The organism is Arthrobacter pascens, assembly GCF_030815585.1.
GTDB classification, from domain to species: domain Bacteria; phylum Actinomycetota; class Actinomycetes; order Actinomycetales; family Micrococcaceae; genus Arthrobacter; species Arthrobacter pascens_A.
Map to the genome: position 1 here is coordinate 3,001,919 of NZ_JAUSWY010000001.1, position 13,384 is coordinate 3,015,302.

Below are 13,384 nucleotides of genomic sequence, written 5' to 3' on the forward strand. Positions count from 1 at the left end.
GATTTACATGTGGACGTGCAGGCGCCGCGCCGCTTCTGAGATGGAGCCGCTGAGTGACGGGTAAACAGTGAAGGTGCTGGCGACGTCGTCGACGTGGAGTTTCTGCTTCACCGCGATGGAAATGGGGAAGATCAGCTCGGACGCGTTCGGCCCCACTACAACGCCGCCAATGACGGTGCCCGAACCCTTGCGGGCAAAAATCTTGACGAAGCCATCCTTGGCGTTGCGCATCTTGGCGCGGGCATTGCTCTTCAGGAAAAGCTTGACGATGTCGCCCTGGTATTTTCCGGAATGGATCTCGTCTTCGGAGACGCCCACGGAGGCGATCTCCGGCGAGGTGAAGATGTTGGACGCCACCTGGTGCAGCTTAATGGGCGTTACGCTGTCGCCGAGGTAGTGCGCGATCGCGATCCGGCCCTGCATCGCCGCGACCGAGGCCAGGGGAAGGACACCGGTGCAGTCGCCGGCGGCGTAGATGTTTGGCGCCGTGGTGCGGGAGACGCCGTCGACCTTGATGTGACCGCTTTCAGTGAGCGCAACCCCGGCTTCCTCCAGGCCGATGCCGGCGGTGTTGGGGATGGAACCGACGCAGACCAGGCAGTGGCTGCCGGTGACCATGGACCCGTCACCGAGAGTGACCACCACGCCGTCCTCGGTCCGTTCCACAGTCTCTGCGCGGGAGCGGGACAGGACGGTCAGGCCGCGGCGCTCGAAGACCTCCTCCAGCACCTCCGCGGCGTCGGTGTCGGAACCGGGCAGCACCCTGTCGCGGCTGGAAATCAGGGTGACCTTTGAGCCCAGGCCGTTGTAGGCGGAGGCGAATTCGGCACCGGTCACACCGGACCCCACCACAATAAGTTCCTCAGGAAGCTCGTCGAGGTTGTAGATCTGGGCCCAGTTCAGGATGCGCTCCCCGTCGGGCCGGGCGGTGGGCAGCTCACGCGGGTGCGCTCCCACGGTCAGCAGGACAGTGTCCGCTACGACGGTTTCGGTGCCGTCCGCTGTCAGCACCTCTATGGTGTGGCTGTCCACCAGCTTGCCCGAACCGATCAGGATCCGGACGTTCTGGTGTTCCAGGCCGGCAGTGATGTCCCGGGACTGTTGGCGGGCCAGGCCCAGCAGGCGGTCATTGATGTGCTTAAGGTCCGCGCGCATCACCGGCACAAAGTCGCCGCCGTCGACGTCGAACTTCACTCCCAGCTCCCCCGCCTCACCGACGCGGGTCATCAGGTCCGCCGTCGCGATCAGGGTCTTGGAAGGAACGACGTCGGTGAGCACCGCCGAACCACCCATCCCGGCGCGCTCGATGATGGTGACCTGCGCACCCAGCGAGGCAGCGACCATGGCTGCTTCGTATCCGCCCGGGCCACCTCCGAGGATTGCGATCCGGGGTGAGTTGAAATCAGGATGCGTAGTCACAATCAACCATTCTCGCTTATGCGGTGCCGCACCACCAATAAAGAGGTCCGGGTCGCCTGCCGCCCTGCTGGTAGACGTAAGCGACGCTGTGCACAACGGCACCGGCACGATAACTTGTACCAGTGAGTAATACAGACTTCCTGAACACGGATCCCTTCGCCGCCGCACGCGCCGCAGCCGACTACATCGCCCAGGAAACCGGGGTGGACAGCCACGACGTCGCCCTGGTCCTGGGCTCAGGCTGGGGCGAAGCAGCCGAGCTGATTGGCGACACCACAGCCACACTCTCCGCGGATGAGGTCCCCGGCTTCCACGCCCCGGCGGTGGAAGGCCACGTGGGCACCATCCGCTCAATCCTCACGAAGGAGGGCAAGCGCGCGCTGGTACTTGGCGCCCGGACCCACTACTACGAAGGGAAGGGCGTGCGCGCCGTGGTCCATGGCGTGCGCACCGCGGCTGCTGCCGGCTGCAAGACCCTGGTCCTCACCAACGGGTGCGGCGGCCTCAACGAAGGCTGGTCTCCGGGCACCCCTGTACTCATCAAAGATCACATAAACCTCACCGCGGCATCCCCGCTGGAGGGTGCCACGTTCGTTGATCTGACAGATCTTTACTCCTCCCGCCTCCGTGCCCTGGCCCGTGAAGTGGATTCCACCCTGGACGAGGGCGTCTATGCGCAGTTCACCGGCCCGCACTACGAGACCCCGGCCGAGGTGCAGTACGCCAAACGGATCGGCGCCGACCTGGTGGGCATGTCCACCGCCCTGGAAGCCATCGCAGGCCGCCACGCAGGCATGGAGGTGTTCGGTATTTCGCTGGTGACCAACCTGGCCGCGGGTATCAGCCCCGTGCCGCTCAGCCACCACGAGGTCATCGAGGCGGGCCAGGCCGCAGGCCCCCGCATCTCCAAGCTGCTGGCGGAGATCATCGCCAAACTGTAGGCGTTTCAGGCCAGGCGGGGCTGGTTCTGGCCCCTGGCACCCACGAGTTCTCTGACAGTGGCCTCCTTGGCGTCCGGGAAGCGCCGCTCGATGGACGTGGCGATCCCGGCAATGGTCTGCCGGGAAAGCTCCGTCCGCCAGGTGACTTCGGCGTGGCGCATGGTCTGTGAAATAAGGCACGTCCGCGCATAATCGACATCCATGGCGCCGCCGGGGGCGTCCTTGAGGATGCCTTCGCAGCGGAAGGAATCGTCTTTTCCCTCAATGGCCAGGACCACGTCCAGGACGGAAATCTGGTCGGGACGCCGGGCGAGCTGGAAGCCGCCCCTCGGCCCTGAGACGGACGCCAGGATCCCGGCACGCACCAAGGCCTGGAGCTGCTTGTTCAGGTAGGCGGCCGGAAGCTTGTAGAACGCGGCAAGGCGGGCACTGCTCACCGCCTCCCCTACCGGGGTCCAGGACATGTTCACGCAGCTGTGCAGTGCCCATTCCACACCCTGTCCCATTTTCATATTCGCGACATTACTTGTCCAGAAAAATGGCTGTCAAGGATTTCCCCGATTTTCCGGGGCTGCGGGCGAGTGTTCGGGGAGTGTTCCCGGGCAATAACGATAGCGTTGACCCCATGACCACCTCCCATGCCGATTCCCGCCTGTTCAGCCAGGCCCGCGAATGGGCAGCCCAAGACCCGGACTCCGCGACATCCGCTGCCCTCACCGAACTGGTCCGGCTCTCGGAGGACGGCGCCCCGGCCGCCCGGCAGGAACTGGCAGACAGCTTCAACGGCACCCTGCAGTTCGGCACCGCCGGGCTCCGCGCCCCCCTGGGGCCCGGCCCCAACCGGATGAACCGGGTGGTGGTGCGCCGCGCTGCGGCAGGAGTGGCGGCATTCCTGCTTGAAGCGGTCGGCGAGACTGCGCCGGGAACACGGCCACGCGCCGTCGTCGGCTATGACGCCCGGCATAACTCGGACATCTTCGCGGAGGAAACCGCTGCGGTCTTCACTGCCGCCGGGATCGAAACGTTCCTGATGCCTGCCGCCCTGCCCACCCCCCTGCTGGCGTTTACGGTGCGGGCGCTCGATTGCGACGGCGGCGTGATGGTCACCGCCAGCCACAACCCTCCGCAGGACAACGGTTATAAGGTCTACCTTGGCCGCCATGCCGTGGAGGAAAGCGGCAGGGGCGCGCAGATCGTGGCACCGTACGACGCCAGGATTGCCGCCAAGATCGATGCCGTGGGTCCTGTGGACTCGATCAGCCTTGCGGCTGGCGGCTGGAGCGTCCTTGACCGGTCGGCTGCGGAGGACTACAAACGCGCGACGTCGGCACTCGCCATTCGCGCTGACTTCCCGGCGCGTGACCTGCGGATTGTCCTCACGCCCCTGCACGGCGTCGGCGGGGAAACGGCGGTGGCAGTCCTGAACGCCGCTGGCTTTGCCGATGTCACCCTGGTGGCGGAACAGGCTGAGCCGGACCCTGATTTTCCGACCGTGAGCTTTCCGAACCCGGAGGAACCAGGCGCCCTTGACCTTGCCGTGGAAACGGCCTCCCGGGTGGTGGCAGACATTGTGCTGGCCAACGATCCGGACGCTGACCGTGCCGCGGTGGCCGCCAAGGACCCCGACACGGGTGCATGGCGGATGCTCCGGGGCGACGAGGTGGGTGCACTCCTGGGGGCGCATATTGTGGCGAGGCTTGCGGCCGGCGGTGAGAAAGAGGGCGACGGCAGGGAAAAAACCCATGGGGTGTTCGCCAATTCGATTGTTTCCTCGCGGCTGCTCTCCCGCGTCGCCGCCGCCGCCGGTTACTCGCATGAGGAAACGTTGACCGGCTTCAAGTGGATTTCACGGGTGCCCGGGCTGCGCTACGGCTACGAGGAGGCCTTGGGCTACTGTGTTGCGCCTGAGCTGGTCCGGGACAAGGACGGGATTTCGGCGGCTGTCCTGATTGCGGAACTGGCTGCCACGGCCAAGGCGGAGGGGAAAACCATCTTCGACACCCTGGATGAGCTCTATCTGCAGCACGGCCTGCACGCCAGCGACCAATTGAGCATCCGGGTGGCCAACCTGGGGCTGCTGTCCGCCATGATGAACCGGCTCCGGGTCAGCCCGCCGGATTCATTCGGCTCGTCCGCCGTGGAGACCTTCGTGGATCTGTCCGAGGGCAGCGAAAAATTGCCGTCGACTGACGGGCTTCTATACCTGACGCGGGACCTGACCCGGGTGATCATCCGGCCCAGCGGCACCGAGCCCAAGCTGAAGTGCTACCTGGAAGTGATTCGCCCGGTTGAGTCGGCGGCGGAACTGCCCACTGCAAGGCAGGCGGCCCGCGCCGCCCTGGACGAGGCGCTCGACGACGTCCGTGAAGCCCTGGGCCTTTAGGACATCTGGGCCTGGAGCCTAGAGTTCAACTTCGACGTAGCCGTCGGAAACGCGGGTACTGAAGGTGTCCAGGCGCAGCTCCGGCGTCCCGAAGCATTCGCCGGTTTCCAAGTCGTAGACCTCTTTGTGCAGCGGTGAGGCGATGGTGGGACGGGCGCCCCGCGATCCAATGATGCCTCGGGCCATCACGTGGGCGCCGGTGGCTGGATCCTCGTGCGCCACAGCGAAAACCTCACTGGGTCCGGTGCGGAAGAGGGCCACCTGGTGGCCTGCGATGAGGGCGGCCTCGCCCCAGGCAAGCTCAAGCTCATCCAGCACGCAGACACGGTGCCAGCCTGTTGCGGTTCCGGTGGTCAGTTCCCCAAGTTCCAGTGTTGCCGTCATGTCGGCTCCTCTCCCTGCGCTTCAATGCCTGTACCTCATGGCCACCTGATGCGGCCGTATTACCAAGCTAGGCTGCAGGTGTTTCAACGGCGTGCGGTGAATGTGTCCGGCGCGTAAAAGAGACCTCACCCGCCCCGAAACGCGTTCGTGATGCAGAAGTTAAGTTCACGAAACAATTGGGAAACTGAAGCGAAACTGCGGCTGCCTAGTCTGGATGGACAAGCTGCAGAGAACCGTCTGCCGCCCATGCGAAAGGCCCACAGTGACCGAACAGACTTACAGCACAGAGAATCCGCGCCGCATTGTCGTCGCCGGCGGCGGTCCGGCGGCCCACCGTTTTGCGGACGCGATGCATGCCCGTGGCCTCGATGGCTGGCATGTCACTGTCCTCACTGAGGAAGCCCACCTCCCCTATGACCGCGTGGCCCTGAGCAAGGCCTTGACCGAGACGGACTACGACCTCACCTTGGGCGACGCGTCCATGTGGGGCCACGAGGCACTGGAACTGCGCACGGGCGAGCGTGTGGTTAAGGTCAACCCCGAAGCCAAGTCCGTGGAGACTGCAGCCGGCAACACCTATTCCTACGACGCCCTCGTGGTTGCGACGGGATCGAATGCGGCCCGCCTGCCGATCCCCGGCGCCGAGCACACACACGTCTATCGCACGCTCGAGGACGTATGGGCCATCAATAAGGCCATTGCCGAACTCAAGGAAAAGCTTGGCCGCAAGGTCAAAGCAGTCACTATCGGCGGCGGCCTCCTGGGCCTGGAGTCGGCTGCCGGCACGGAGCAGCTGGGAGCCAGCCCGGTCGTCATCGATGGCGCAGCGTGGCTGATGGCCACGCAGCTCGATGAGGGCGCAGGCCAGGCGATGGGCCGGCTTATCAAGGCCAAGGGCTTCGAAGTCCACAGCGGCGTGTTCCCCTCCGAGGTGTTGTCCGACGACGACGGCCAGGTCACCGGCGTCCTCATGGCTGACGGCCGCATCATCGACGCTGATCTTGTGATCGTCGCGATCGGCGTTCGGCCGCGGGATGAGCTCTTCCGTGCAGCAGAGGGCGAGGAGCAGATCTTCTCGCTGGGCCCGCGCGGCGGTGTTGTTGTGACCGACGGTTGCGAAACCGAGATCCCCGGCATCTTCGCCATCGGTGAAGTCGCGAACTTCGGCGGCATGTGCCTTGGCCTGGTGGCGCCCGCCAACACCATGGCGGAGATCGTCGCTGACCGCCTTCATGGCGGTGAGGCCACCTTCCCGGGCTTCGACACAGCCACGAAGCTCAAGCTGTCCGGCGTCGACGTTGCCAGCTTCGGTGACGGATTCGCCAAGACTGAGCACGCACTCGAAATCGTCTACGCCGACCCCGCCCGCGGTGTCTACCAGAAGATCGTCACCACCGATGATGCCAAGACCCTCCTGGGTGGCATTTTCGTCGGCGACGCTACGCCGTACACCAGCCTGCGCCCGCTCCTGGGCCGCGAACTCTCGGCTGAGCCCGGCGCCTACCTGACGGCTGCCGGCGGCGGCGAAGCACCCGACACCGAACTCCCGGATGACGCCATCCTCTGTTCCTGCAACAACGTGACGGCAGGAACAATCCGCGACACCGTCAACGGCTGCGGCGCCTGCGAAGGTAACGCTCCCGTCCAGGAGCTTGGCGAGCTGAAGGGCTGCACCCGCGCCGGGACCAGCTGTGGTTCCTGTGTCCCGATGCTGAAGAAGCTCCTGGAAGGCGAGCTGACCAAGTCCGGCGTCGAAGTCTCCAAGGCCCTCTGCGAACACATCGAGCTGTCCCGCCAGGAACTGTTCGACGCCATCCGCGTGCTGGAGCTCACCTCCTTCGAAGAGATCATGGCCAAGTACGGCACCGGCGCCGGCTGCGATATCTGCAAGCCGACCATCGCCTCCATCCTCGCCAGCCAGCACAATGCCTACGTCCTGGACGCAGGCCGCGGCACCCTGCAGGACACCAACGACCGCGCCCTCGCCAACATGCAGAAGGACGGCACCTACTCGGTGGTTCCCCGCATTGCCGGCGGCGAGATCACCCCGAAGAAGCTTGGGGTCATTGCCGCCGTGGCCGAGAAGTACAACCTGTACACCAAGATCACCGGCGGCCAGCGCATCGACATGTTCGGTGCCCGGCTGGAGCAGCTTCCCGAAATCTGGAAGGAACTGGTGGACGCCGGCTTCGAATCCGGCCAGGCCTATGGCAAGAGCCTGCGGACGGTAAAGTCCTGCGTCGGTTCCACATGGTGCCGCTTCGGCGTGCAGGATTCGGTGGCCATGGCCATCCAGCTCGAACTGCGTTACCGCGGCCTGCGCAGCCCGCACAAGCTGAAGATGGGCGTCTCCGGCTGTGCCCGTGAATGCGCCGAGGCCCGCGGCAAGGACGTCGGCGTGATCGCCACCGCGGACGGCTGGAACCTGTACGTCGGCGGCAACGGCGGTGCCACCCCGGCGCACGCCCAGCTGCTGGCCAAGGACCTCGACGACGAAACCCTGCTGAAGTACATCGACCGCTATTTCATGTACTACATCCGCACCGCTGACCGCCTGCAGCGCACAGCGCGCTGGCAGGAGGAGCTCGACGGCGGCATCAAGCATGTCGAGGACGTTGTGATCCATGACACGCTGGGCATCGCCGAGGAGCTCGAGGCCGCCATGGCCAAGCACGTTGACACGTACGTGGACGAGTGGGCAGACACCTTGAAGGATCCCGAGCGCCTGCGCCGGTTCCGTTCCTTCGTCAACGCCCCGGACCAGAAGGACGATTCCATCACCTTTGTTCCCGACGAGCGCGGCCAGTTCCGTCCGGCCACGGCAGAGGAAAAAGGGAAGGTCCTGATCGGATCTTCCATCCCGATGAGGCCCCGCGATGAGAACGAGGTATAGGCATGCAGCTCAGCATTGATCTCACCGGCCGCGAAGTCCTGGTCACCGGCTCGGACAACGCGGCTCGCCAGGCGGTCCGCCGCTACGAGGCGGCCGGCGCCGTCGTCTACCGGCTCAGCACCCCGCAGGGTGCCGCGCATGACGGCCCGCTGCCCGAACGTCCTTTCCTGGTGGCGGCCGTCAACGACGGCCAGCCCGGCTGGGACGCGCTCTTTGACCGCTGCAGGGAAACCGGCATCCCCGTGGCTGCCGAGCCTGCCGCCGGCCCGGCAGGCCACGTCACCTTGGTGGGCGGCGGCCCGGGCACTACGGAATTGCTGACAGTTGCCGCAGTCAACGCACTGCGCGACGCCGACATTGTGTTCTATGACCGTTTGGCTCCGTACCAGGAGCTGCCGTCCTTGGCCTCGGCCGAACTCGTGGACGTGGGCAAGAAGCCCGGACACCACAAGGTCAGCCAGGGAGACATCGAAAAGCTGATGGTCGAAAGCGCCCTGGCTGGCAAGAACGTTGTGCGCCTTAAGGGCGGTGACCCCTATGTCTTTGGCCGCGGGGGCGAGGAAGTTGCTGCCTGCGTTGCCGCGGGCGTCAAGGTCCGTGTGATCTCCGGCGTCACCAGTGCGATCTCCGTTCCGGCAGCCGCCGGAATTCCTGTAACCCACCGTGAAGTCAGCCACATGTTTACGGTCGTCTCCGGCCATGCGCCGCTCACGGCGAAGGAACACGAGCACCTCGCAGGCCTGGGCGGCACCATTGTGGTGCTGATGGGCATCGGCACCCTGCACCAGCTGGCGGCCGGGCTGCGCAAGGCGGGCATGCGGCACGACATGCCCATGGCCGTGGTGGAACGCGGCTACCGCCCCGGACAGCGGACCACCATCGCGGACCTGGGCACGATTGTGGGCGCGGCCTCCGGCTGCACCAACCCTGCGGTCCTGGTCATCGGCGAGGTGGTTCGGGTGGCTGAAGCCAACCGCGGGCATGCTGAGGCCGCCGCCGACCTGGACAGGCTGGCGGCCTCGCTGCTGGGGTCATGAAAGGATTGGACCCCATGAATGCACTTGCACCGGCCGAACCGCCGCAGCTTGAAGAGGCACCCGCGCAGGAGGGTGCGGATTCCCCGCTGGAGGGCTTCCGCATCGGAGTTACCTCGCACCGGCGCTCCCGGGACCTCATTGAGGCCCTGGAACGCCGCGGCGCAGAGGTACTTCACGCCCCCGCGCTGAAGATCGCCCCGGTGCAGGAGGACATCCGCCTGATCGAGGACACCAGGGCCATCATCGCCGCCCGCCCGGACCTGTGCATCGCTACGACCGCCTACGGCATGCGCCGCTGGTGTGAGGCTGCCGACTCGTTTGGCATCGGCGAGGAACTGCTGGAGACCCTTGGCGCGTGCCGGATGTTTGTCCGCGGGCCCAAAGCCCGCGGCGCCGTCCGTGCGGCTGGCCTTGCCGACGTCGGAATCAGCAGCGACGAAACCACCGCGACACTGGTGGACATGCTGCTCGCCGAAGGCGTACGCGGGAAAACCGTCGCCGTGCAGCTGCACGGCTATACGGACGTCCGGCAGCTGGAGCGACTCCGTATGTCCGGCGCCACCGTTCTGACCGTCACCCCGTACCGCTGGGTCAAGCCCGACGGCGAGGACCGGCTTCCGCGCCTCATCGAGGCGGCCTGCAGCGGCAACCTGGACGTACTGACGTTCACCAGCGCACCCGCTGTGGACGCCATGTGGAGCACCGCGCACGAGATGGGCGTCTACAAGCAGCTCATCGACAGCCTCAAGACAAACGTCACCACCGCGGTGGTGGGCCCCGTGACGGCACAGCCGCTGATCGACGCCGGCGTCACGCCGCTGATTCCTGAGCGGTTCCGCATGGGCGCGCTCATCCGGCTGGTGGTCGAACACCTCGCCCTCAACCATGTCCGGCGGCTGGACACCAGGTCCGGCAACATCGAGCTGCGCGGACGCAGCCTGAGGATCGATGGGAAGCCCGTGGAGCTTGCGCCTGCTCCCCTGCTGCTGCTCCGCGCGCTGCTCGGCGCAGGCGGCGCGGTCCTGTCCCGCGAATCGCTGTCCGACCTGCTGGAACTGCGCGGCTCAGTCCATGCACTGGACATGACTGTCAGCCGCCTCCGCTCGTCGCTGCCGGACGGCCGGCTGGTGGAAACCGTGGTCAAGAGGGGCTACAGGATCCGCGTCTGACTGTGCTTCAGCGCGGTTGTCAGCGCGCCGGGCCTGCCTCGTGTGTCGCTTTCCGTCCGGATGAGACGCAGGTCACCCGACCTGTTACCGGCCGGTAAACGTTGGCGAAAATGGGCCGTTATTCAGGCAACAACGGGGAAACACCGCGGAAAAGGCGGAGGCCTACGCTGGGGTTCATCACGAACTCCCGGCCGCGCACGCAGGCGGCCGCCAGCGAAAGGGCCAGCACATGTCCGCTCCGGCACCGTCCACTTCCATCTCCGCAGCTCCCCGCATCCTCATCGCCGGCGCAGGGCCGGCGGCGCAGGCCCTTGTCAGCCAGCTGGAACGCGCCCGGTTCAGTGGAACCATCACCCTACTCAGCAACAGGGACGACGCACCGGAGGAGCTCCTGGAGCTTGCGGCTTTGCCGAAGGTATCGGTCCGGTTCGGCCAGCCGGCCAGCTTCATCGATCCGGACAACCGCCGGGTCACCACGGCGGACGGGATGGAATTCAGCTACGACCAGCTGGTCATCGCCACCGGATCCGCGCCTGTAGCGTCCCCGGTTGAGGGTGCCAACCGGTGCCTGAGCTACTCCACCATCGACGACGCCAGCCGCATCGGCGAGGCAGTCAAGGAAATCACCCGGGAACTGGGCCGGCGGCCCTTGGGGATCCTGGTAGGCACCGGTGCGGCAGCAGGACAGGCAGAGGCGGTGCTCCGCGCACGGGGCGTACGGCCTATCCGCACCACCGTCCGCCCGGCATCGGTGGTGGCTTCCATTTCCGGACTGGCCGCGTCTGGAATCGTCTTTGAGGACGGAAGCAGCATGAACGGTGATCTGGTGGTCCTCGCGGAGGAGAGGGTTCCCCGCGACGGACTCGCTGCCAGCGCAGGGCTCCGGACGGCACCCAACGGTGGCATCGTGATCAGCCAGGACTTCCGGACCTCCGTCCCGGGCGTATGGGCAATCGGCGACGCAGCAGTGTTCGACGGCGTGCGGCTTGGACTACTGGTTGCAGCGGCCTCCGCAGCAGGGGCCTGCGCCACCCAGCTGATGACGGCGGCGTCAGCCGGGCAGCAAGTGCAGGAGGCCGCATAGCAGCCAAGTTCCCCGGGCAGATGCCGGCCAACCCCTGTGGCAAGATGGTCACCTGAAGAGCCATGGACATCATGGCGCCTGCGGCCCACAAAGCCACTGGAAAGGCCCCCTGGAAGGAAAACAACATGAGCAACGAAGCCACCCCTTCCGTTCACGCTGCCGGAACCGGCACCGCAGGCTCCGGCAGCATCGCTTCCTTCATCGACCACACCCTGCTTAAGCCGGAAGCCAGCGAGGCCGACATCCTCAAGGTGTGCGCCGAAGCCGCCGAGTACCGCTTCAAATCCGTCTGCGTTAACCCGATCTGGGTGAAGACGGTCAAGACGGCGCTCAAGGGAACCGGGGTGCTGACCTGCTCGGTGATCGGTTTCCCGCTGGGTGCCTCACCCACCGATGTGAAGACCTTCGAAGCCCGCGGCGCCGTGCTGGACGGTGCAGACGAAATCGACATGGTCATCAACATTGCCGCCGCACGCGCCGGAGACAAGGGTGCCCTCGTGGAGGACATCGCCGCGGTGGCAGAAGCAGTCCACGCGAGCGGGGCCATCTTGAAGGTCATCATCGAAACCGCGCTCCTTGATGACGCCCAGAAGGTCCTGGCCTGCGAGTCAGCGGTGGAGGCCGGTGCGGACTTCGTGAAAACCTCCACCGGGTTCAACGGCGGCGGTGCCACGGCTGAGGACGTCGCGCTCATGCGGCGGACCGTTGGCCCTGATCTTGGTGTCAAGGCCTCCGGCGGCGTACGGTCCCTGGCCGACGCTCAGGCTATGATTGCTGCAGGTGCAACACGTATTGGTGCCAGCTCCGGGATTGCCATCGTCAAGGGTGAACAGGGTTCATCCGCGTACTGACGGGCACCGGAAGCCGCCACAGTTTCAGCCCCGCGGGGCCAAGGAGGAACGAATGTCCAGCAAGACTGCAGTGTCCAGCGAAAGCGCAACGTCCGGAAACACGGTCCAGACGCCCCAGAACGAGAACAGCCCCGTGACCAGCATTGCCCTGTTTGTGGTCATGATGGCACTGTTCCTGGGCTCCATCTACTCGCTCTCCTTCCTCACGCTGGACAATCCCTGGCCCATGGCCGTCTGCCTGGTTCTCTTCGGCCTGGCGTTCTGGATCCCGCAGACCGTGCTGGGCCGTTCAGATTCCGCTGGCGAGCACTAGGACCAGCTGAAGCCCAAAGGCTGAGGCCCCGGATTTTCCGGGGCCTCAGCCTTTTAAGCGTCTTCGCGTTCTTGCCCGGCTCTTGGCTCAGCCAGCGCCGAACAGGCTGCTGACCACTGTGCTTCCGAGCGCGAGTGCGGCAGGAAAATGCGCCTGCGCCAGCGCCCAAGCGGCCACGGACATGCCCACCATGGCGTAGGCACTCACGGGGATCAGCACCAGCCACTCGCGCCGGGAGCCGGCCCTGCCCAGCAGCGGCAGGGAAAATGCGCCGTTGGCCTTCCACACGTCATTGAGCACGGGCAGTTTCCGCAAGAACCTGGGTGGCTTGATCACGATCGGCCACAGCAGCGGCACTCCCCCGGTGGTGATCATGTCCCCCACGATATGAACCACCACTCCGGTCAGCATCGAGACCGGGAGCCAGGTCCACTGGTCCGGCGCGAACCAGGTGACCAGCCCGGCCATCGTCAGGGCGAAGATCCAGTTGCTGACGAAACCTGATTTCGGGAACAGCTTCAGCGCCTTGGCGGCAATGTTGATCATGAACATGCACAGCAGGCCGGCGCCCACCGACAGCAGGCCCCAGTCGGTCTGCAGCTGGATCTGGCCCGCCATAGTGGCCAGCACGACGAAGAACACCGCCCCGAGCACCGAGTGCGTTCCCTGCCGGTGACCGCCGCTGGCGTTTTCAATGCCAACCGCGATCACGTTGGACAGTGGCGGCAGCGACTGGGCCACGGTGCTGTGGCGGTGGTCCCAGTCGCACACCAGCGCGGTTCCGGCCGTTGCCATGCCGCCGATCAGGATGCCGGTGGCATCCAGCGGATACCAGCCGAAGGTGTAGGGCCCGGTTGAGGCAATAGCCACCCACGCCGCGGCCCCAGACGCGGCGTGGTGTCCTCCCATC

General features: G+C 65.8%; 12 protein-coding genes. 8 read left to right on the forward strand and 4 right to left on the reverse strand.

Going from position 1 to position 13,384, the window contains the following annotated elements:
* Positions 1-3: 3 nt before the first annotated feature.
* Positions 4-1,419, reverse strand: coding sequence for an NAD(P)H-quinone dehydrogenase (locus tag QFZ30_RS13880; RefSeq protein ID WP_307077126.1), 1,416 nt, complete (start codon positions 1,417-1,419; stop codon positions 4-6).
* Between the two features lie 122 nt (positions 1,420-1,541).
* On the opposite strand from QFZ30_RS13880, the gene QFZ30_RS13885 reads away from it, so the two are divergent.
* Positions 1,542-2,360 carry a purine-nucleoside phosphorylase gene (locus QFZ30_RS13885; RefSeq protein WP_307077129.1) on the forward strand — a complete coding sequence of 273 codons (819 nt, stop codon included), beginning with the start codon at positions 1,542-1,544 and terminating at the stop codon, positions 2,358-2,360.
* A gap of 5 nt (positions 2,361-2,365) precedes the next feature.
* Here QFZ30_RS13885 and QFZ30_RS13890 read toward each other — a convergent pair whose 3' ends face one another.
* Positions 2,366-2,872, reverse strand: coding sequence for an RrF2 family transcriptional regulator (locus QFZ30_RS13890; protein ID WP_307077131.1), 507 nt, complete (start codon positions 2,870-2,872; stop codon positions 2,366-2,368).
* Positions 2,873-2,985: 113 nt separating this feature from the next.
* On the opposite strand from QFZ30_RS13890, the gene QFZ30_RS13895 reads away from it, so the two are divergent.
* Positions 2,986-4,743, forward strand: a complete 1,758-nt coding sequence (locus tag QFZ30_RS13895) for a phospho-sugar mutase (protein ID WP_307077133.1) — start codon at positions 2,986-2,988, stop codon at positions 4,741-4,743.
* 18 nt (positions 4,744-4,761) lie between these two features.
* Here the strand turns inward: QFZ30_RS13895 and nirD are convergent, their stop codons facing one another.
* A complete protein-coding gene (nirD, locus tag QFZ30_RS13900; protein WP_307077134.1) occupies positions 4,762-5,127 on the reverse strand; it encodes a nitrite reductase small subunit NirD in 366 nt (121 codons plus the stop codon).
* A 262-nt stretch (positions 5,128-5,389) separates the two neighbouring features.
* Between nirD and nirB the strand changes: the two genes are divergently transcribed.
* The 6 genes from nirB to QFZ30_RS13930 all read left to right on the forward strand — a co-directional run bounded on the left by nirB (position 5,390) and on the right by QFZ30_RS13930 (position 12,474).
* Positions 5,390-8,020: a nitrite reductase large subunit NirB gene (gene nirB / locus QFZ30_RS13905; RefSeq protein ID WP_307077136.1), complete on the forward strand. Its 2,631-nt coding sequence runs from the start codon at positions 5,390-5,392 to the stop codon at positions 8,018-8,020.
* 2 nt (positions 8,021-8,022) lie between these two features.
* On the forward strand, positions 8,023-9,057 hold the full coding sequence (cobA, locus tag QFZ30_RS13910) for a uroporphyrinogen-III C-methyltransferase (protein ID WP_307077138.1): 1,035 nt from the start codon (positions 8,023-8,025) through the stop codon (positions 9,055-9,057).
* Between the two features lie 14 nt (positions 9,058-9,071).
* Positions 9,072-10,226, forward strand: a complete 1,155-nt coding sequence (locus QFZ30_RS13915; RefSeq protein ID WP_307077140.1) for a uroporphyrinogen-III synthase — start codon at positions 9,072-9,074, stop codon at positions 10,224-10,226.
* Positions 10,227-10,455: 229 nt separating this feature from the next.
* Positions 10,456-11,310, forward strand: coding sequence for an FAD-dependent oxidoreductase (locus QFZ30_RS13920; RefSeq protein ID WP_307077142.1), 855 nt, complete (start codon positions 10,456-10,458; stop codon positions 11,308-11,310).
* 125 nt (positions 11,311-11,435) lie between these two features.
* The gene (deoC, locus tag QFZ30_RS13925) at positions 11,436-12,161 is read left to right on the forward strand and encodes a deoxyribose-phosphate aldolase (protein WP_307077144.1); all 726 of its coding nucleotides are present in this window, start codon (positions 11,436-11,438) and stop codon (positions 12,159-12,161) included.
* A gap of 52 nt (positions 12,162-12,213) precedes the next feature.
* Entirely contained in the window at positions 12,214-12,474 is a 261-nt protein-coding gene (locus QFZ30_RS13930; RefSeq protein WP_307077147.1) for a hypothetical protein, read from the forward strand.
* Between the two features lie 87 nt (positions 12,475-12,561).
* Here QFZ30_RS13930 and QFZ30_RS13935 read toward each other — a convergent pair whose 3' ends face one another.
* Positions 12,562-13,383 carry a metal-dependent hydrolase gene (locus tag QFZ30_RS13935; protein ID WP_307080266.1) on the reverse strand — a complete coding sequence of 274 codons (822 nt, stop codon included), beginning with the start codon at positions 13,381-13,383 and terminating at the stop codon, positions 12,562-12,564.
* Position 13,384 lies beyond the last annotated feature (1 nt).